Raw genomic sequence first — 18,521 nt, 5'->3', positions numbered from 1 at the left:
CGCGCTTCCCGCTCGCTCCGCTCGCGGGAAGCGCGGCTGGGGTTTGGTGGCGTTCTCTGTCGATCCGCCGGCAACCGCTTATAAGCAAGCGACTGGGCTTTGGAGGCGTTTACGCCGCCAACAACGATACAGAAACACCCGCCAGCGGCACCCCGTTCGCGCCTACAAACAACCGCTCCGTCGTACCGATTCACGCGCTCTCGCTCTCGTCCGCTTCAGTACGCCGCCGCTTCGCCGATCCACACAGCCGACGCTGAAAGCGCGAACGCGTCGAAAAATAGAGGAGACGGAGATCCGAAATCGCTCGTCGATCGCGGGACAGCGCGCTCAGTCGTCGGCCGGCGCCGCGCCGGAGCCGTCGTCGGCGTGCTGCTGTTTGACCCACGAGAGCTTGCCGCCGGCCGCGAGGATGTCGCGCTCGCGCTCGGAGGCGTCGAGGTCGGCGGTGAACTCCCACTCGCCGTCGTTGACGCTCACGGAGAACTCCTCCTGGCCGGAGGAGACGCCCGCGGGCACGTCGTCGACGATCTCGAGGTCGTCGCCCTGCTCGATCTGTTCGTACGTCTCCGCGTCGATCGCCAGCGGGACGATACCGAAGTTGAACAGGTTCGCCTTGTGGATGCGGGCGAAGCTCTGCGCGAAGACGGCCTCGATGCCGAGGTACATCGGACAGAGCGCGGCGTGCTCGCGCGAGGAGCCCTGCCCGTAGTTCTCGCCGGCCACGAGGACGCCGCCGTCGGCGTCGAGCGAGCGCTGCGCGAACGTGTCGTCGACGCGCGAGAGCGTGAACTCGGAGAGCTTCTCGATGTTCGAGCGGAACTTCAGGATGTCCGCAGTCGCCGGGATGATGTGGTCGGTGGTGATGTTGTCCTCCATCTTGAGGAGGGCCTCACCGCCGTCCACGTCGATCCCGTCCTTGAGCGGCACGTCGCCGATGTTCGGGCCCTTGACGAGGCCGTCGTCGATCGCCTCGTCGGGCGAGATGATGTCGGAGTCTGACTCGCCCATCCCGGGACCGTACTTCGTTCCCATCTCCAGCCCGGGCGCCTCGAGGTCGCCGAGGTCGTCGGCGAGGTCGCGCGGGTCGACGATCTCGCCGGTGATGGCCGCCGCGGTGGCGACCTCGGGCGAGCAGAGGAAGACGGAGTCGTCCTCGATACCGGAGCGACCCTCGAAGTTGCGGTTGAAGGTACGCAGCGAGACGGAGTCGGAGGCGGGCACGTGACCGATACCGATACACGCGCCGCAGGTCGCCTCGGAGAAGTTGACGCCGGCCGCCATCATCTCCGCGGTCCACCCCTCGCGGGCCAGCATCTCCGACGCCTGCTTGGAGCCGGGCGCGACGATCATCTCGGTGCCCTTCGAGACCTCGCGGCCCTCCAGCATCTTCGCGCTGGGAAGGATGTCCTCGTAGGCGCCGTTGGTACAGGAGCCGACGATGACCTGCTCGACGTCGGTACCCTCGTACTCGCTGACGGGGGCGACGTTGTCGGGCATCGACGGGGCGGCCACGAGCGGCTCGAGCTCGCCGAGATCGACCGCAATGGTCTCCGCGTACTCCGCGTCGTCGTCGGGCTGGAGGTCGACGTGCTCCTCCTCGCGGTCCTGGCGCGCGAGCCAGTCTTTCGTCTTCTCGTCGGTCGCGAAGATCGAAGAGGTGGCGCCGAGCTCGGTGCCGAGGTTCGTGATCGTGGTCCGCTCGGGGATCGAGAGCTTCTCGGCGCCGGGGCCGGTGTACTCGAAGATCTTGCCGACGCCGCCCTTGACGGTCAGCTCGCCGAGCAGGTGGAGCGCCACGTCCTTGGCGGTCGCCCACTCGGGGAGCTCGCCTTCGAGGTGGACGTTGACGACTTCCGGCATCTCGACGTAGTAGGGGCCGCCGCCCATCGCGACGGCGATGTCGAGGCCGCCGGCGCCGATCGCGAGCTCGCCGAGCCCGCCGGGGGTCGGCGTGTGCGAGTCGGAGCCGAGCAGCGTCTTCCCGGGCGCGGCGAAGTTCTCCTTGTGGACCTGGTGGCAGATCCCGTTGCCGGGGCGGGAGAAGTAGGCGCCGAACGTGCCGGCCGCGGAGCGGAGGAAGCGGTGGTCGTCGGTGTTCTTGAAGTCGAACTGGTACGTCTGGTGGTCGCAGTACTGCGCGGCCAGCTCCGTCTGGACCTCGTCGAGGTCCAGCGCCTCGAACTGGAGCCACACCATCGTGCCGGTGGTGTCTTGCGTCAGCACCTGGTCGATCTCGATACCGATCTCCTCGCCGGGCGTCAGCTCGCCCTCGACGAGATGGTCATCGAGGATTTTCTCCGTAATCGTTTGTCCCATATCACCGAAAGATGGCCCTCCCGTGGATATAAAACCCGCGAGTTTCCCGAAAGATCGACCGTGTAGGATCCGCCGAACCGGCAATTATTGAGGGAGAATAGGCGGGGTATCATTCCCCGTGTGAACAGTAGACGTAACGAGTGTATAAGGCTCATAAAGGCCGTTCCCGGACGAATTCGCTGGATCCATCGGCGGCCAGGGACGGGCCGGTCCGCACCGCGTCGGCGTGCGACATCGTTTAGTTTCGCCCGCGGGTCCGCTCGGGTATGTTCGACTCGGGAGCGACGGTCGCGGCGGCGCTCGAAGCCGGCGACGCCGACCTCGACGACGCGCAGCGACAGCCGAACGGCGTCGACCTCACGGTCGGCGAGATCTTCGAGCAGACGAGCGCCGGACGGATCGGCCGCGACGGGAAACGCGTCGGCGAGCGCGAGCCGGTACCGCTCGAAGACGGGACGTACCGGCTGGACCCGGGAGCGTACGTGGTCCGGTACGGGGAGCCGGTGCGGATCCCGAGCGAGCGGGTCGGGTTCGTGCTCCCGCGGTCAACGCTGTTGCGGAACTCCTGTACCCTCGACACCGCCGTCTGGGACGCCGGCTACGAGGGGGTCGGCGAGGGGCGCCTCGACGTGGGGCACGCGATCGATATCGAGCCGGGAGCCCGGATCGCCCAGCTGGTGCTCGCAGAGGCCGATCACGACGGGACATACGAGGGCGCGTATCAGGAGGAGAATCTCGGCGAGACCGAGGGATAAGCGGAGCGTCACTCCCCCTCCCAGTCGCCGCCCACGCGGTCGATTCCCATCATGTCCTCGCCGGCGTGTTCGGTAAACACGACCTTGGCGTTCGGCTCTGGGACGCCGAGCGCCGCGACCGCACGCTCCATCACCGCCAGCCCGAACGCCCGCTTGTACTCGACGGGGCGGCCCTCGCGGATCTCCGCGTCGAGGAACAGCAGCGGGCCGTCGACGCCCCGACCGATCGCCATCGCCGACGGCTCGTGCTCGGCGATCGTCACCGCCACGTGGCCCGCCGCGGTCGCCATCTCCTCGGTGTATCGGTCGGTGACGAACGCGACGAACGACTCGCGATCGGTCGGCGAGAGCGACAGCGTCGTCGAGAACTGTAACAGCGGCATACCGGACCGTCGGCGGACGCGGCCTTGGAGCTATCGGCGTCCAGAACATCGCGATCGACGGAGGCGGCCGTCGCTCGTCGGTGTGAAAGGAACGAACGGCACGCCCGTGCCGGGAAAAGGTGGCACGGGCGTGCCGTTCAGTAGGTCCCCGCTGACGCTTCGGCCCTCCAAGCGAAGCGTCACCTGAGCGAAGCAGGGGAACGCACTTAACAGTAGTGGGGGCGGCAGCGTTGTCGGATTCGGATCTGATAAATTCGGGTGAGATCGCCCGATTCGAGGGCGCTACTGTCTCGCCGGGTGGTCGTCGCGGAGCCGGGACTGCCCCTCGCCGAACAGGCGCTCGCGGAGGGTGCCGCCGCGGCGCCCCTCGCCGTCGTTCGGGTCCGGGACGAGCCCGCGGTCGCGCAGCCTCGGGACGACGAGGTCGACGAAGTCCGTCAGCGAGTCGGGGCGGACGACCTCCTTGATGTTGAACCCGTGGACGCCGACCGCCTCGTGCCAGTACGCCAGCTCGTCGGCGATCACCGCGGGCGTGCCGACGATCGTCGGGGAGGTGGTGCCGAGCCCGCAGAATTCCGCGACCTCGCGGACGGTCCACTCGCGGTCCGGCTGGGCCTTCGTGAACGCGTTCATCGTCCCTTGGATCGCGTCCGTCTCGATGTGCTCGACCTTCTGGTCGGGGTCGAGCTCCGACAGGTCCATGTCGAGGAAGCCGGAGAGGAGCGCGAGCGTCGCCTCCACGTCGACGTGGCGCTTATACTCCTCGTACTTCGCCTCCGCGAGGGCCTGCGTCTCGCCGACGACGGGGACGACGCCGATGAAGAACTTCAGGCTCTCGGGATCGCGACCGCGGTCGGCCGCGCGCGACTTCACGTCGGTCATGTACTCGCGGACGCCCGCCTCGGTCGGCTGGCTGGCGAAGACGGCCTCGGCGTTCGCGGCCGCGAACGCCCGGCCTCGGTCGGAGGAGCCGGCCTGGTACACGACGGGGGTCCGCTGTGGCGAGGGCTCGCAGCCGTGGGGGCCGGGCACGGAGAAGTGCTCGCCCTCGTGGTCGATCGCCGAGACCTTCTCGGGGTCGGTGTACCGCCCGACCTCGCGGTCGACCTCGACCGCGTCGTCGTCCCACGACTCCTCCCACAGCTTGTAGCAGACGTCGAGGAACTCGTCCGCGCGGTCGTAACGCGTCTGCTTGTCCATCCGCTCGTCGAGGCCGAGGTTCTCGGCGGCCGACTGGAGGTACGAGGTGACGACGTTGATCGCGACCCGGCCGTCGGTGAGGTGATCGAGCGTGGAGAACTCTCGCGCGAGCTGGTAGGGGTGGGTGTACGTCGTCGACCGCGTCACGGCGAACCCGAGGTCGTCGGTGACCTCCGCCATCGCGGGAACGACGAGCTGCGGGTCGCTTGCGGGCGTCTGGACCCCCTTCTCGACGGCCGTGTGGCGGTCGTCGCCGTACACGTCGTAGACCCCGCGCACGTCGGCGAAGAACACCGCGTCGAAGCCGCCGCGCTCGGCGGTCCGGGCGACCTCGGTCCAGTACTCCCGGTCCGTGTACGCCGGCGACCGGTCGCCGGGGAAGGTCCACGACCCCGGCGAGACGTGCTCGACGGAGGCCATGGTGAAGAGGTTGAGGTGCAGGTGGTCGGGCATGGCGCCACGTAGGCGTTCCCCGGGTAATACCTCACAGAAAGGGGCGTCACTTGTCGTCGTCGCGGACGCGGGAGCGTGTCGGAGTCGGAGCGGAAACGACGGACGGGCGGCGGCGACCGCGTCCTACGGCGACGCCGTCTCCGGCGAGGAGACGTACGCGGCGAAGTCGGAGGTCGTGATGATCCCGATGGGCGTGTCGCCGTCGACGACGGGCACGTGGTGAAACCCGTGCTCGACCATGAGCGAGGCGACCGCCGCGACGGAGTCCTGCGCGCCGGCCGTGACCGGGTCGCGAGTCATGTACCGCTCGACGGTCGTCTCGGCCTTCGGCTGGCTCTTCGCGACGATGTCGACGAAGTCGGTCGTGGTGAGGATGCCGACCAGGGCGCCGTCGTCGTCGACGACCAGCGCCGAGCTGATGTCGTTGTCGAGCAGCACGGCGGCCGCGTCCTCGACCAGCGTGTCGGGCGTCACCGTGTGGAGCTCGCTCGTCATCAACCGCGCGACGAACACGTCGTCGATGTCGTTCATACGTGAGGGTCCGTCGCTCGGGATATAAGGATTCCCACAGGGAGCGCGAAAGCGATCACAGGAACCGCGAAAGCGATCACAGGAACCGCGAGAGCCCCGACTGTCGGCGCGGCCCGTCGCGGTCGGGCTCGGCCACCCACGCGGTCCGCTCGTCGCGGAGCCCGTCCCGATCGACCGCCGGCGGGTCGGCGGGGTCGTACGCCGCACAGCCCGCGCCGCAGTCGCGCCCCGGATCGACCACCCGGTCGAACCGCTCGCAGTGCGGCCGACCGTCGGCGGTCCCGGTCGCGTGCGCGCACGCCGGGGGCGACGGTCTCCATCCCTTCCCGTACGCGCGCTCCGCGATCCGGCGCCGCTTGCGGGCCAACGCGTCCGGGTCGACGAGGGCGACGTCAGTCCGAAGCGACCGCTCCTCGCGGATCTCGACGCCGGGCGCGTCGGGGTCGAGCGGGTCGGGCTCGCGGACCACCTCGCGCTCGCCCGTCTCGGGGTCGAACCGCCAGACTCCGACCGGATCGGGGATCCGGTTGAGGTGCGCGCGGGTGACGTAGGAGGCGGTGGCGAGGACCGCCTCGTCGAACAGCCCGAGCGCGACGTCGTACCGCAGCTGGGCCGCCAAATCGCCCGGGTTCCCAAGGTCCGGCTTGTTCTCGATCGCGGTCAGCGAGCCGACCCAGTCGTCGGGGTACCGGGCGGTCGCGCGGGCGACCGGCCGCCCGTCGCGGCGCTCGCGTTCGAGGTAGCCGACCTCGACGGCCCGCTCGACGACCGCGGCCGCCCGTTCCGGCGGGAACTCGAACGCGTCCGCGACCGGGACCGCCTCGCCGGGGCCGACCGCCGCCTCGATCGCGGGGTCCGGGATCCGTTCGGGGGTGATCGCCGCCCGCCGGTCGAACCCCGGGCCGGGCTCCAGCACGCAGACGTCGACGATCCGACCGCCGGGGTTCGCCACGCCGGCACCGAGCTGGCGGGCGACGACACAGTCCGGCGATTCGAGCGCGGCACACAGCGCCAGCTCGAACCGGAACTCCATGGGAGCGAAGAGGGGCGCGGGCGAGTAAAGCGCGTCGGCGCGGGGGGCGACGCAGTGGGGTGGACGGGAGGGCGAAACGTGGCGTCCGAGTCCGGATCCGCCGCGGTCGAAACCGGTATTCCCCGCCGGCGCCAACGTCGACCATGCGCCGGGTCACCCGGAACCTCCTCGTCGCCATCGCCTTGGTCGTCGTCGCCCTGCTCGCGTTGGGCGCCCTGCCGAGCTACCTCGGCGGCGGCGACCCCTACTACCTGACCGCCGAGCCGATCGAGACCGCCGAGCCGGCGGCCGACGTCAACAACGCCTCCGAGCGTCGGTGGCCGTTCCTGACGAGCGCGCTCGCGAGCGACGACGGGCGCTCCGACCCGTACCTGTCCGACGCGTACGGGATCAAGGAGTGGTTCACCCACACGCCGTTTGACGAGGTGGACGCGCTCACGCGGCAGACCCCCGAGGCCGCGACCGACGACGGGGTCCGCGTGCGGTACGATGGAGCGGTCTACCGCGTGGAGGTGGTGCAGCCGTGAGCGACGAGAACGAGCGTGCGGGCGGCGAGGGCGAGCGTGCGGGCGACGACGCCCCCGCCGCCGACCTGCGCGACCTCCCGGCCTTCGCCGACGGCCGCAACCACTCGCTGCCGGGCGAACCGGAGTGGCCGGTCCGAGAGGTCGCCGTCGAGTACGACCCCGGCTGGTTCGTGGGGGGGTACGACCGCGTCGAGCAGCCGGACGGGTCGGAGAAGAAGTACTACTGGGCGGAGCTGTCGCCGGCGACGGTCGTGATCGCGGTCGCCGACGGCGACGTGCTGTTCGTCGAGCAGTACCGCCCGACCGTGCGGAACACCCAGCTGGAACTGCCCGCGGGGATCGTCGAGCGCGGCGAGTCGTACACCGCCGCCGGCGCGCGCGAGCTCGCAGAGGAGACCGGCTTCGCGCCCTCGTCGACGTCGCTGTTACAGGAGGTGTGGTGCTCGACGGGCGTGCTCCGTCACACGCGCGGGTACGTGTTCGCCGAGGGGCTCGAACCGGTCCAAGTCGACCACGACAGCAACGAGTTCCTCTCGCCGCGCGCGGTCCCGATCGAGGAGGCGCTGGAGGTCGCCCGCGAGCCGCCGACAAACGACGCGACGCTGGAGGGGCTGCTGCTCGCCGAGCGAGAGGGACTGTTGTAGGGGAGACCGAATCTCGGCGACGACGAGGGAGCGTGCGGTGACGGAGCGAAGGTGACAAAAACCCGACGAACGTCCAGTTCACGGGCGAGAAGCGGGGATATTAGTCGTCTCGGCCCCTGTCTGTTACCATGAGCCAGACCTCGAAGCAGTCGGTGTTGCTGTCGGACGACCCGCCGCTCGACCTCCGGCTCTCGGAGCCGGAGCTGGAGGCGACCCGCGAGCGCGTCGTCGCGTTCATCGGGGACGTCGTCGACGACGCGGGCGCGGAGGGCGCCGTCCTCGGCCTCTCGGGCGGGATCGACTCGACGCTGACCGCCCATCTCGCCGTCGAGGCGCTCGGCGAGGACGGCCTCCACGGGATCACGATGCCCTCGGCGGTGAACGACTCCGACGTGATGAGCGACGCCGAGCGCGTCGCGCACGAGCTCGGGATCGAGTACGACGTGGTCGAGATCCAGCCGATCGCGGAGGCCTTCTTCGACGCGTTCCCGGAGGCCGCCGCCGACCGGACGGCGGCGGGCAACGTCTACGTCCGGACCCGCGCAGTCCTGAACTACTTCGTCGCCAACGCGGAGGATCGGGTCGTGCTCGGGACGGGGAATCGCGCGGAGGCGATGACCGGCTACTTCACCAAGTACGGCGATCAGGCGGTCGACTGCAACCCCATCGGGAACCTCTACAAACAGCAGGTCCGGCAGCTGGCCGCGCACGTCGGCGTCCCGCGCGAGCTCGTGATGCAGGAGCCGACCGCGGGGATGTGGGAGGGCCAGACCGACGCCGAGGAGATGGGCCTCGACTACGACACCGTCGACGCGATCCTCGCCGTCCACGTCGACGGCGGCCTCTCGCGGGCGGCGACGGTCCGCGAGCTCGGAGTGCCCGCCGAGGCCGTCGACCGCGTCGTCGAGCTCCACGAGCGCAGCGCCCACAAGCGGGCGATGCCGCCGGCACCGGAGCGGTAATCGACGACGGCCGCAGGAGGCGGAGAGACGGAGGAGAGCCGATTTGGCGCCGTGCGCGTCGCAGTGTTCACCCGTGGCCAGTGCGGAGGCTCGCCCGGTGTGAGATGACAGCGTGCATCACGGCGTTCAGTGAGTGTGGGCGTCTATCACGAACGCCTGAGTGAGCTTTCCGAACCCCTCGGGGATTCATTCAAAACCGGCATCGAGGGTCGGGTCCACAGTCGTCGCGCTGCCCGTCAGAACGCGCGCAGGTCTTCGAGCACGCCCAGCGCGGAGCCGTCGTCGATGGCCTCGCGGGCGGTTTCCAGCCCCGCCTCGATCGAGTCGGCGTCCTCGCGGGCGTAGATCCGGAGGGCGGCGTTGACCGCGACCGCGTCGGCGAAGGCGTCGTCGCGCTCGCCGGCCAGCACCTCCTCGGTGATCCGCGCGGAGTCGGCGGCGACGTCGTCGACCGCGAGGTCGTCCTCTTCGAGGTCCATCCCGTACTCGGCGGTCTCGATCTCGAAGTCGTCGAATGAGGCGCCGTCGCTGCCGGCCCCGTCGCTGTCGGTCGTCTCGCCACCGTCGGCGTCGCTCCCGTCCGCCGCGCCCCACTCCGCGACCTTGGTGTAGCCGGGACGCACGTCGTCGTACCCCTCCATCCCCTGGAACATCAGGACGCGGTCGAGGTCGTGGAACTCGCTCTCGACGAACGTGTCGACCACCTTCTTCGCGAACGCGAGGTGGTAGAAGGAGCCGAGGTGGACCGACGCCCCGGCGGGGTTCGCCAGCGTCTCGATCGTGTTGACGAACGTCCGGACCCCCATCTGGTCGCGCCGGTCGAACAGGTCGTCGATGGCGGGGTTGAACGCGGGCTGGTAGTAGAAGCCGAAGCCGGTCTCGTCGACCATGTCGGCGGAGTCCGAGGGCCTCAGCTCGGTGTGGACGCCGAGCTCGTCTAAGACGTGCTTGTAGGCGTCCTGCTTCTGCGTGGGGACGCGATCGCCCGAGTGGACGACGACGGGGGTGCCGGCCGCGGCCGCGACTGCCCCGGCCGCGACGCCTAAGATCGCGGACCGTCCCTTCCCGTCGTAGTTGGCGCCGCAGTCGACGGGGTCGGCGTCGGGTTCGGCGTACTCGACGCGCTCGCACATCACGTCGACGTACGCGCCCAACTCCTCGGGCGTGTTCCGCTTCCAGCGGTTCGCGAGCCAGAACGCCCCGAGCGTGGTCGGGTCGGGCTCGTTCGCGAGGATTCGCTCGAACGCCTCGGTCGCCTGCGCGCGCGTCAGGTCGTCGGCCGACTTGTGGCCGGAGCCGCAGACCTCGGTCATCAGCCGCTTGAGGGGCCACTCGCCGAACTCCTGGGTCGCCTGAGCCATACGCCTCGTTCGGGTCCTCGGACGAAAAGTCCCTCGCTCGGCTCCCGAGCGCTGGGAAGAGGCAGGCCGATCCCACGCCCTCGCGGTTGCGGCGCGTGCGAGCGATGACCTCGAGATCCGAACGGATTTTCGCCGGTTCCGTGGTACGCATCCACAAAGCAGAAAAAAGCATTCATTGTGTTTTAAAGCAAAATAAACCAGAATCAAACGTATTTTTCACTTTAGTATTTCGTAACACCCCCTGAAAGGCGCTAGAGTTATATATTCGTCCACCTAGAATGTAGTTGTTGCCGATGACTTCCAAATCCGTGTCCACCGCACTCACGCTGTATCGCGCCCGCACGCTGACGCTCGAACAGGCCGCCACCGTCGGCGGCTGCTCGACGGCCCAGCTCGAGGAGAGCGCCCGGGCGTTCGCCCCGGCGTCCGGGCAGAGCCCCGCTGACGACTGATACCCTCCGGAGCCGCCGACTCCGCCGAGTCGTACCCCTTCCGGGACCGCGGCCCCCTCCGAAACCCGTAGGTACGCGCGCCTCCAAGCGATCGCAATGAGTCTGGACGCCGACTGGCGGGCCGACATCGACGCGGTCGACGCGGCCCTCATCGACGAGTACCAGAGCGATTTTCCCGTCGAATCCCGCCCCTTCGAGCGGGTCGCTCGCGAGATCTCGGCCGAGACGGGCGTCGACGTCGACGCCGACGGAGTCCTCGACCGCGTCCGCGACCTCCGGGAGCGGGGAGTGTTCCGGCGGTTCGGCGCGGTGCTGAATCCGCCCGTCATCGGCTCGTCGACGCTGGCGACCGTGCGGGCGCCCGAAGACCGGTTCGACGAGGTCGCCGAGGTGATCAACGGCTACCGACAGGTGAACCACAACTACCGCCGCGACCACGAGTGGAACCAGTGGTTCGTCGTCACCGCGGGCTCCCGCGAGCGGCGCGACGCGATCCTCGCGGAGATCGAGGAGCGGACCGGCTGCGAGGTGCTTGCGCTCCCGATGCTCACGGACTACTACATCGATCTGGAGTTCCCGGTGGTGAACGCCGATCGATTCGCGAGAGAGTCCCTCGACGAGACGGCGGTCTCCGCCACCCGCATCTCCGAGAACGCGCGCGGCGATCTCACACCGCTTGAAGGCGACCTCCTCCTGGCGATCCAAGACGGCTTCCCGCTGTCGGCGACTCCCTACGCCGACGTGGCGAGCGAGATCGGCGCCCCCCTCGACGACGTCCTCGGGGCGGTCGAGCGCCTGCTCGCGGACGGCTGCATCAAGCGGATCGGCTGCGTCGTCAACCACGTCGTCACCGGCTTCACGAACAACTGCATGGTCGTCTGGGACGTGCCCGACGGGGAGCTCGACGAGCGCGGCGAGGCGGTCGGGAGCCTCCCGTACGTCACGCTGTGTTACCACCGCCCGCGCCGGCCTGACCAGGAGTGGGAGTACAACCTGTTCACGATGATCCACGGGCGCGAGGCCGAGGCGGTCGACGCGAAGATCGACGAGCTGGCGGCCGACCACCTCCCCGTCGCCCACGAGCGGCTCTACTCGACGGAGACGCTGAAACAGACCGGCGCGCGGTACGAAGACCTCGTCGCGGACGGCGAGTAGAAAGGACCGCGGCTCAGTCGTCGCCGAGGACCGTCGTGTGCTCCTCGGCGCTCGGGTCCGCGGCGTCGACGGCGAACTCGTCGCGGTCGGCGCCGAGGCTGTCGAGCGCGTCCGCGCCCATAACCGCGACGGCGACGAATCCCACCTTCGACACGATGTCAAGGTAGACGAACACGAGCATCTCCGTCGTCGTGGTCAGCAGGCCGAAACCGGTGGGTGCGAGCAGCCACACGATCGGGTACAGCGTCCACAGCACCACCGTGATGTTCCGGAGCGTCCCGAAGACGGCGCGGACTCGGTCCCCCTCCGCCGAGGCCGAGCGGGGGAGCGAGACGAGGAGGCCGTAGACGAGTCCGAGGTACGCGGCACCGGCGATCCCGAAGGCGACCCACGAGACCGTTCCGGTGGTGGCGGAGGCGGAGATGCCACCGGCGATGATAACTACGTCGACGCCGATCAGGCCGGCGAGCACGCGGCGCGACGGACGGGCGAGGAGCCCGAGATAGAGGAGCAGGAGCGGCGTCGTCAAGAGCCAGTCGACGTACCGGACGAGGTCGAGCTCTCCGGCAGCCGCCGACAGCGTGCCGAAGCCGAGCGCCATCAGGAGGTACGCGAGCGCCGCGATACCGGTGACCCCGGCGAGCGTGGCGTAGTAGACGGTGTGCGACTCTCCCGTCTCCGAGGACCGGGAGAACCACGCCCAGAGCGGGGGAATCGTCCCGGCGCCCATCGCGAGCGCGCCGATCCACGCCCAGACGGCGGTGTCGACGAGCATCTCAGTTCACCCCCTCCCCGTCTGCCGCGTCATCGTCGCCGGCCTTCCTCCCGTGGGAGAAGTCGAAGGAGCCGTCGGCGGTCGAGCCCGCAGTGCCGCCGTCGGAGACCGCGGTCGCAGTGGCGTCGGCGACGCCGGCGTTGCGGCTCCGGTCGGCGGCTGGGCCCCCGGCGTCGAAGCCGGATCCTTTCTCGAACTCGAAGTCATCGACCGCTTGCCGCAGCGCGAGCGCGCGGTCGGAGAGCGACCCGGCGGCGGTCTCGACCGCTCCGAGGGTACGCTCCTGTTCATCGACCGCGCCGGTGACGTCGCCGGCCGCGCTCGCGGTCTGTGCGCTGATCGCGGAGACGTCCTCGACGTGGCCGACGACCGCGTCCACGGAGTCGGCCTGCGTCTCGGTCGCCCGGGTGATTTCGGTCATGCTCGTGTCGGTCCGCTCGGAGGCCTCCGCGAGGCGTTCGAGCGCGTCGATCGACGTCTCGACGGTGTCGACGCCGGCGGAGATCCGCTTTTCGGTGCGTTCCATCGCGTTCGCGCCCGTCTCGGCGCGCTCTTGCACGGAATGGATCCGGGCTTCGATCTCGCTCGCCGACTCCTGGGTCTCCTCGGCCAGCGCTTTCACCTCCTCGGCGACGACCGCGAAGCCGGCCCCGTCGGCGCCGGACCGGGCCGCCTCGATCGACGCGTTGAGCGCGAGCAGGTTCGTCTGCTCGGCGATCTCCGAGATGGTGTCGACAACCTCGCCGATCTCTTCGACCTCTTCCGCGAGCGACTCGACCTCCGCGGTCGTCTCCGCGGTCGTCTCCTCGACCGCGTCCATCTCCGCGAGCGCCTCCTCGGCGGCCTCGCGGCCTTCCTCGCCGACCGCGGCGGCGTGTTCCGCGGACTCCGCCACGTCGGTGACGGTGGAGGCGACCTCCTCGGCCGACGACGCGAGGTTCTCCGCCTCGTCCGTCGCCGCCTGCAGGTCGTCGCGCTGGGTGCGCGCCCCCTCGGCGATCTCCTCGACCGCCTCGCTCACGGTGCCGGTCGTCGTTCGCAGGCTCTCGGTGCGGTCGTCGACGGTGCCCGCGACATCGGCGGTGTCCTCGGCGACGGTCGCGACGGAGGCGACCGTCCCTTCCAGCTCGTCGGCCATCTCGTTGAACGCGGCGCCGACGCGAGCCATCGCCTCGCTGTCGCCCTCGGGGTCGACCCGCTGTGTCAGGTCCCCGTCGGCGAGCGCCCGCATGGCCGACTCGTACTCGTTCGCCTTGCGCTCGACCGTCTCGGCGCGCTCGGTCGCTTCCCGGCGGGCCTCTTCGGCCTCCCGCCGAGCGGTCTCCGCGTCGTCGATCTCGACGCGGAGCGAGCCGCGCATGGCGTCGAACGCCTCGAACAGCCGACCGATCTCGTCGGTTCGTCCCGTCTCGAGCGTCACGTCGAGGTCGCCCTCGGCCATGCGCTCCGCCTTCGTCGTGAGCTGGCGCAGCGAGATAACCGTGTTCGACCCGACCGTGACGCCGATGAGCGCGAGCCCGATCACCGTCAACAGCGTCATCCCGATGAGCCCGGAACGGATCTCCGCGCCGACCGCCCCGACCCCCTCCGTTCGGAGGTAGACGATGACCCCGTATGAAACTGAGACCCCCATGACCCCGATCAGCGACAGCGCGAGCTTCGCGCCGTAACTCGATCTGACGCCGGGAGACGATCCGTCTTGCATGATGTGTCAGTCTAGTGGGATCGGACGGTGTTAATAACTACCCCCCGAATATTTTCAGTGATAATCGCTCGGCGGCGGTACGCCCCCAGACGACCGATCGATCCGGCCGACGGGGGAGCAGACGGAGACGCGAGACCCAGAGGACGTCGAGCGGACCGACGCGATCGACCGCAGCGAGCGCGTCGTCGACGTCGAGGAGGCGCCGTGGAAGCAGGTGTGATCGAGCGGCGTCTCGGCCGGACGAGTATATAGACGTCCGGAGACGAAGGAAGCGGTACGGCCGCCTCATAGTCGGGTTTACGTCGCGCGGAGACGACCGGTCCGCCGTGACCGGGTCCGATTCCAGCGACCGGCCGACGCCGCTCGCCGCGACACCGAACGCGGACCGGGTGACCGAGTGGCTGTGGACGCTGGCGACGCTGGCCGGGGTCTTGACGCTGCTCGTCGTGCTGTTCACCGTGGAACTGGTGGTCAGACTGTGACTCGACCGAAGTCCACGGGAGCGCGCGGACCGGGCAGAGACACGCGGCCCACGGTCCCGGCCTCACCGCGACGATCGCGGCGTTCGATAGAGAGACCGGTCGCAGTTCCCCCGCCGTCCGTCGCGAGCGCGGCTGCGAGGCCGCCGACTCCGTCGATTCCAGCGGTCGTCGGAACGGAACTGAACGCCCGCCGCGACAGACGAACGGATCACGCCTCGTCCCCCGCAGTTTCACTTCCGCTTTCGGGCGCGTTTTTAAAAGGCGTCGGCACAACGATTCCGGTATGAGCCAGTCCACGTTCGACGACGACGACCTGTTCGGTGAGGCCGCCGCGGAGACGCGCGCGGAGGTCGAAGAGCACCTCGCGGCCGCTCGGACCGAACTCCCCGACCCGGACGACGTGTGGGAGACGGACGCGGACAACGTGCTCGGCGCGCTCAACGGACTGAAGTCCGCCCTCGACGTCGGTGACGCGATCGGTTCCGTGCGGTCGGCGAAGAAGGCGTACGTGCTCGGCGAGCGCGCCGACGCCTTCGAGGACGCCGCCGATTTAAAAGGAGAGATCGAGGAGTTGGAGTCGCTCGTCGGCGACATCGAGGCCGCCGCCGAGGAGGTGGCCTCGCTCACCGGCACCGTCCCCGCGATCCGCGGGGCGCTGCAGGACGCCGCGGAGGCGGACGACGACGAGGGCGAGGAAGACGAGGAGTAGCGTCGCCGGGCCGTTCCTTTTAAATCGACTCCCGCTCGACGACCGCGGCCGCCAGCTCCGCGAGCGCGTCGCTCGCGAGGTCGAGCAGGGCCTCGCCGCGCTCGGCATCGCCGGCGGTCGGGTCGCCGACCACTCCGTTCTCCGTGAACGCGTCCGAGTCGTGCGCGAGGTTCACGCCCGAGACCCACTCGCCCCACCGATCGGCGGCGCCCTCGCTCGCGGCCGCGACGCGGTCCTCGCGGACGAGGTCGGGGGCCGTCGCGCGCAACAGCGCCGTCTCCAGCGGGCCGGCGTGGCCCATGTCGCCCGCGTGCTCGCCGACCGCCTCGAACCACGTGAATGCGACGGCGTAGCCGTCGTGAGCGTCGTCGCGGGAGAATAGCCGAGCGACCTCCGCGAGCGCCTCGACGTTGCCGCCGTGCCCGTTGACGAACACCACCCGGTCGACCCCGTGGTGCGGCAGCGATTCGGCCGCCTCGCGGACGTACGCCCGGAAGGCGTCGGGAGAGACCCACATCGTCCCGTCGAAGGCACGGTGCTCCTCGGCGACGCCGACGGGGATCGGCGGGGCGACCGCGACCTCGCCCGCGCTCTCCCCGGACGCGTCGCGGTCGGCGGCCGCGCCCTCGTAGGTCGTCGCCCCGGCCTCCGCGACCGCGACGGCGTCGAGCGTGTCGGTCCCGAGGGGCGCGTGAGGGCCGTGCTGTTCGGTGCTGCCGACGGGGACGAACGCGACGTCGACGTCGGCGTCGCGCACGTCGGTCCAGGTGGCGTCCGCGAGTCGCATATCGACTCCTCGGCGGGGCGCGTCGTATAACCGACGGTCCGGGACGACAGGGGGCTCGCCGGCTCAGTCGTCGTCGGTCTCCGCGTCCTCGATCAGCCGCGCGGTGCGCTCCTGGGCGCGGTCGATGAACTCCTGTGGCAGCTCGTCGATCTCGCCGGCCTGCACGCCCCAGAGGTGGGCGTACAGTCCCCCGTTGTCGAGCAGCTCCGCGTGGGTCCCACGCTCGACGATCTCGCCGCCCTCCAACACGAGGATGGTGTCGGCGTCCTTGATCGTGGAGAGGCGGTGCGCGATCGCGAACGTCGTCCGGTCGGTCGTGAGCCGGTCGAGCGAGCGCTGGATCAGCATCTCCGTCTCGGTGTCGACGTCGGAGGTCGCCTCGTCGAGGATGAGGAGGTCCGGGTCTTTGAGCACGGCGCGGGCGATGGTGACGCGCTGGCGCTGCCCGCCGGAGAGCTTCACGCCGCGCTCGCCGACCATCGTGTCGTACCCGTCCGGGAGGTTCTCGATGAACTCGTGCGCCTCCGCGGCGCGCGCGGCCTCGCGGACCTCCTCGTCGGTCGCGTCGAACGTGCCGTACGTGATGTTCTCGCGGACGGTGCCGTAAAAGAGGTACGACGACTGGCCGACGTAGCCGATCGACCGACGGAGCGATTTGAGCGTCACGTCGCGGACGTCCTGCCCGTCGATCTCGATCGATCCCTCGTCGACGTCGTACATCCGGAGCAGCAGCTTGAGGACGGTGGACTTTCCGGCGCCGGTGGGCCCCACCAGCGCGAGCGTCTCGCCGCCCTCGACCGCGAAGTCGACGTCGGAGACGATAGTCTCCTCGTCGTAGCCGAAGCTCACGTCGTCGTAGACGACGTCGCCGTCGCCGACGGCCAGCTCCTCGGCGTTCGGGTCCTCGGCGAGCCGCGAGGGCTCGTCCATCAGCCCGAAGATCCGCGCGGAGGAGGCGCGGGCGCGCTGGTACATGTTGATGATCTGCCCGAACTGGGCCATCGGCCAGATGAACCGCTGGGTGTAGAGGATGAAGACGACGAACATCCCCACCGAGAGGTCGCCGGTGAACGGCCCCGGCGGCGTCTCCTGGAACACCCACAGCCCGCCGATGACGAACGTGAGCACGAAGCCGATACCGGCGAGGACGCGGAGCGCGGGGAAGAACTTGATCCGCGTCGTGATCGCGTCCCAGTTGGCGTCGAAGTAGTCCATCGACACGTCGTCGACGCGGTCCGACTCGTACGGCTCGGTGTTCGACGACTTGATCACCTGGATGCCGCCGAGGTTGTTCTCCAGCCGGGAGTTCATCTTCCCGACCGAGGAGCGCACCTCGGCGTACTTCGGCTGGATGATCCGGATGAAGAGGTAGGTGAACCCGCCGATGATCGGGACCGGAAGGAGCGCGACGAGAGCGAGCTGCCAGTTGATCCACACGAGCAGGAACCCGATCCCGAGCACCATCACGGAGAGCCGAAACAGGGAGTTCATCCCGTCGTTTAAGAACCGTTCGAGCCGGTTCACGTCGTTCGAGAGGATCGACATCATCTCCCCGGTCTGCTTGTCGGAGAAGAACTCCATGTTCAGCCGCTGCATCTTGTCGTAGGTGTCGGTCCGAACGTCGTGCTGGATGTTCTGGGCGAAGGCGTTGAACCCCCAGTTGCGGATCCAGTGGAAGCCGGCGCCGACGCCGAACGCGGCCCCAATGACGGCGATGGTGAACCAGAACTGTTCCGTCTGTCCCGTCGGGAGCCACGCGTCCGGGAGGACCACGAGCGGGATCTGCTCGCTGAACAGCGCGTCCTCGTAGAAGACGGCGTCGATGGCGATCCCGAGCATGAGCGGCGGGAGGAGATCGAGGAGCCGCGCGAAGACGCTGGCGGAGATGCCGACGGAGACCTGCGGGAGGTAGTCGCGACCGTACGCGAGGAACAGCCGTTTCATCGGGTTTTCGACCTTGTCCCGCTGTTCCTCGAAGGGGTCGTCTTCCTCCCATTCGACGCTACTCATTACCGTTTCATATCGTATCGCGCCGCAAATAGGTTTCCTTCGAACCGAAATACATCGGCGGAAATCTCCGGTATCGGCGGCCAACGACCGCGTTTCGGGTATCGGCTGCGTCTCGCAGCGCTCGGCGGTCCGGTCACACCTCGCGGCGCTCGACCGACGGGTCGACCTCGGCGGCGGCGAGATCCTTCCGGATGCGCCGCCGGAGGGGGTCGGGGATGTCGTCGCGGGGGACCGGGGCGGCCGTGGCGGTCGCCGTCGAGTCGTCCGCCGCCGTCGAGGAG

General features: G+C 69.3%; 18 protein-coding genes. 8 read left to right on the top strand and 10 right to left on the bottom strand.

Translation table 11 applies throughout. The features are described from left to right. Positions 1-327: 327 nt before the first annotated feature. On the bottom strand, positions 328-2,316 hold the full coding sequence (locus tag OQF71_RS04580) for an aconitate hydratase (RefSeq protein ID WP_280586094.1): 1,989 nt from the start codon (positions 2,314-2,316) through the stop codon (positions 328-330). 266 nt (positions 2,317-2,582) lie between these two features. On the opposite strand from OQF71_RS04580, the gene OQF71_RS04575 reads away from it, so the two are divergent. Then, positions 2,583-3,071: a deoxyuridine 5'-triphosphate nucleotidohydrolase gene (locus OQF71_RS04575; protein ID WP_280586093.1), complete on the top strand. Its 489-nt coding sequence runs from the start codon at positions 2,583-2,585 to the stop codon at positions 3,069-3,071. Positions 3,072-3,079: 8 nt separating this feature from the next. On the opposite strand, the gene OQF71_RS04570 is transcribed toward OQF71_RS04575, so the two are convergent. The 4 genes from OQF71_RS04570 to OQF71_RS04555 form a co-directional block, all read right to left on the bottom strand. After that, positions 3,080-3,454, bottom strand: coding sequence for a tautomerase family protein (locus OQF71_RS04570; RefSeq protein WP_280586092.1), 375 nt, complete (start codon positions 3,452-3,454; stop codon positions 3,080-3,082). Between the two features lie 282 nt (positions 3,455-3,736). After that, entirely contained in the window at positions 3,737-5,107 is a 1,371-nt protein-coding gene (locus OQF71_RS04565; protein WP_280586090.1) for an LLM class flavin-dependent oxidoreductase, read from the bottom strand. A 123-nt stretch (positions 5,108-5,230) separates the two neighbouring features. Then, positions 5,231-5,638 carry a CBS domain-containing protein gene (locus OQF71_RS04560; protein WP_280586088.1) on the bottom strand — a complete coding sequence of 136 codons (408 nt, stop codon included), beginning with the start codon at positions 5,636-5,638 and terminating at the stop codon, positions 5,231-5,233. A gap of 76 nt (positions 5,639-5,714) precedes the next feature. Next, the gene (locus OQF71_RS04555; RefSeq protein WP_280586087.1) at positions 5,715-6,671 is read right to left on the bottom strand and encodes a DUF5787 family protein; all 957 of its coding nucleotides are present in this window, start codon (positions 6,669-6,671) and stop codon (positions 5,715-5,717) included. A gap of 143 nt (positions 6,672-6,814) precedes the next feature. Here OQF71_RS04555 and OQF71_RS04550 point away from each other — a divergent pair, with 143 nt between their 5' ends. From OQF71_RS04550 to OQF71_RS04540, 3 genes are all read left to right on the top strand, one after another. Continuing rightward, positions 6,815-7,198 carry a hypothetical protein gene (locus OQF71_RS04550; RefSeq protein WP_280586086.1) on the top strand — a complete coding sequence of 128 codons (384 nt, stop codon included), beginning with the start codon at positions 6,815-6,817 and terminating at the stop codon, positions 7,196-7,198. 65 nt (positions 7,199-7,263) lie between these two features. Further along, on the top strand, positions 7,264-7,842 hold the full coding sequence (locus tag OQF71_RS04545) for an NUDIX hydrolase (RefSeq protein WP_280586112.1): 579 nt from the start codon (positions 7,264-7,266) through the stop codon (positions 7,840-7,842). 128 nt (positions 7,843-7,970) lie between these two features. Next, on the top strand, positions 7,971-8,804 hold the full coding sequence (locus OQF71_RS04540) for an NAD+ synthase (RefSeq protein ID WP_280586085.1): 834 nt from the start codon (positions 7,971-7,973) through the stop codon (positions 8,802-8,804). 236 nt (positions 8,805-9,040) lie between these two features. On the opposite strand, the gene OQF71_RS04535 is transcribed toward OQF71_RS04540, so the two are convergent. After that, a complete protein-coding gene (locus OQF71_RS04535) occupies positions 9,041-10,165 on the bottom strand; it encodes an anthranilate phosphoribosyltransferase (RefSeq protein ID WP_280586084.1) in 1,125 nt (374 codons plus the stop codon). 293 nt (positions 10,166-10,458) lie between these two features. Between OQF71_RS04535 and OQF71_RS04530 the strand changes: the two genes are divergently transcribed. Then, positions 10,459-10,617 carry a hypothetical protein gene (locus OQF71_RS04530; RefSeq protein WP_280586083.1) on the top strand — a complete coding sequence of 53 codons (159 nt, stop codon included), beginning with the start codon at positions 10,459-10,461 and terminating at the stop codon, positions 10,615-10,617. Between the two features lie 96 nt (positions 10,618-10,713). Continuing rightward, positions 10,714-11,772 carry an Lrp/AsnC family transcriptional regulator gene (locus OQF71_RS04525; RefSeq protein ID WP_280586082.1) on the top strand — a complete coding sequence of 353 codons (1,059 nt, stop codon included), beginning with the start codon at positions 10,714-10,716 and terminating at the stop codon, positions 11,770-11,772. Positions 11,773-11,785: 13 nt separating this feature from the next. Here OQF71_RS04525 and OQF71_RS04520 read toward each other — a convergent pair whose 3' ends face one another. Further along, positions 11,786-12,547 carry a bacteriorhodopsin gene (locus OQF71_RS04520; protein WP_280586080.1) on the bottom strand — a complete coding sequence of 254 codons (762 nt, stop codon included), beginning with the start codon at positions 12,545-12,547 and terminating at the stop codon, positions 11,786-11,788. 1 nt (position 12,548) lies between these two features. Then, complete coding sequence (locus OQF71_RS04515; RefSeq protein WP_280586079.1) at positions 12,549-14,252, bottom strand: methyl-accepting chemotaxis protein; 1,704 nt, start codon at positions 14,250-14,252, stop codon at positions 12,549-12,551. Between the two features lie 326 nt (positions 14,253-14,578). On the opposite strand from OQF71_RS04515, the gene OQF71_RS04510 reads away from it, so the two are divergent. Together OQF71_RS04510 and OQF71_RS04505 are read left to right on the top strand one after the other, a co-directional pair. Next, positions 14,579-14,734 carry a hypothetical protein gene (locus OQF71_RS04510; RefSeq protein ID WP_280586078.1) on the top strand — a complete coding sequence of 52 codons (156 nt, stop codon included), beginning with the start codon at positions 14,579-14,581 and terminating at the stop codon, positions 14,732-14,734. A gap of 283 nt (positions 14,735-15,017) precedes the next feature. Next, complete coding sequence (locus OQF71_RS04505; protein WP_280586076.1) at positions 15,018-15,443, top strand: DUF5790 family protein; 426 nt, start codon at positions 15,018-15,020, stop codon at positions 15,441-15,443. Positions 15,444-15,462: 19 nt separating this feature from the next. Here the strand turns inward: OQF71_RS04505 and OQF71_RS04500 are convergent, their stop codons facing one another. Together OQF71_RS04500 and OQF71_RS04495 are read right to left on the bottom strand one after the other, a co-directional pair. Continuing rightward, positions 15,463-16,230, bottom strand: coding sequence for a creatininase family protein (locus tag OQF71_RS04500; protein WP_280586075.1), 768 nt, complete (start codon positions 16,228-16,230; stop codon positions 15,463-15,465). Between the two features lie 63 nt (positions 16,231-16,293). Then, a complete protein-coding gene (locus tag OQF71_RS04495) occupies positions 16,294-18,240 on the bottom strand; it encodes an ABC transporter ATP-binding protein (protein WP_280586074.1) in 1,947 nt (648 codons plus the stop codon). Positions 18,241-18,521 lie beyond the last annotated feature (281 nt).

Source organism: Halorubrum sp. Boch-26 (assembly GCF_029889805.1).
Taxonomy (GTDB): Archaea; Halobacteriota; Halobacteria; order Halobacteriales; family Haloferacaceae; genus Halorubrum.
The sequence above is the reverse complement of the archived record's forward strand: the minus strand, read 5'-3'. Positions and strand labels throughout refer to the sequence as shown.

Bases quoted from the DNA above. Each gene is read 5' to 3' on its own strand.
- OQF71_RS04570 (WP_280586092.1), bottom strand. From the start codon at position 3,454: ATGCCGCTGTTACAGTTCTCGACGACGCTGTCGCTCTCGCCGACCGAT.
- OQF71_RS04530 (WP_280586083.1), top strand. From the start codon at position 10,459: ATGACTTCCAAATCCGTGTCCACCGCACTCACGCTGTATCGCGCCCGC.
- OQF71_RS04515 (WP_280586079.1), bottom strand. From the start codon at position 14,252: ATGCAAGACGGATCGTCTCCCGGCGTCAGATCGAGTTACGGCGCGAAG.
- OQF71_RS04575 (WP_280586093.1), top strand. From the start codon at position 2,583: ATGTTCGACTCGGGAGCGACGGTCGCGGCGGCGCTCGAAGCCGGCGAC.
- OQF71_RS04560 (WP_280586088.1), bottom strand. From the start codon at position 5,638: ATGAACGACATCGACGACGTGTTCGTCGCGCGGTTGATGACGAGCGAG.
- OQF71_RS04525 (WP_280586082.1), top strand. From the start codon at position 10,714: ATGAGTCTGGACGCCGACTGGCGGGCCGACATCGACGCGGTCGACGCG.
- OQF71_RS04565 (WP_280586090.1), bottom strand. From the start codon at position 5,107: ATGCCCGACCACCTGCACCTCAACCTCTTCACCATGGCCTCCGTCGAG.
- OQF71_RS04500 (WP_280586075.1), bottom strand. From the start codon at position 16,230: ATGCGACTCGCGGACGCCACCTGGACCGACGTGCGCGACGCCGACGTC.
- OQF71_RS04520 (WP_280586080.1), bottom strand. From the start codon at position 12,547: ATGCTCGTCGACACCGCCGTCTGGGCGTGGATCGGCGCGCTCGCGATG.
- OQF71_RS04550 (WP_280586086.1), top strand. From the start codon at position 6,815: ATGCGCCGGGTCACCCGGAACCTCCTCGTCGCCATCGCCTTGGTCGTC.
- OQF71_RS04555 (WP_280586087.1), bottom strand. From the start codon at position 6,671: ATGGAGTTCCGGTTCGAGCTGGCGCTGTGTGCCGCGCTCGAATCGCCG.
- OQF71_RS04580 (WP_280586094.1), bottom strand. From the start codon at position 2,316: ATGGGACAAACGATTACGGAGAAAATCCTCGATGACCATCTCGTCGAG.
- OQF71_RS04505 (WP_280586076.1), top strand. From the start codon at position 15,018: ATGAGCCAGTCCACGTTCGACGACGACGACCTGTTCGGTGAGGCCGCC.
- OQF71_RS04540 (WP_280586085.1), top strand. From the start codon at position 7,971: ATGAGCCAGACCTCGAAGCAGTCGGTGTTGCTGTCGGACGACCCGCCG.
- OQF71_RS04495 (WP_280586074.1), bottom strand. From the start codon at position 18,240: ATGAGTAGCGTCGAATGGGAGGAAGACGACCCCTTCGAGGAACAGCGG.
- OQF71_RS04535 (WP_280586084.1), bottom strand. From the start codon at position 10,165: ATGGCTCAGGCGACCCAGGAGTTCGGCGAGTGGCCCCTCAAGCGGCTG.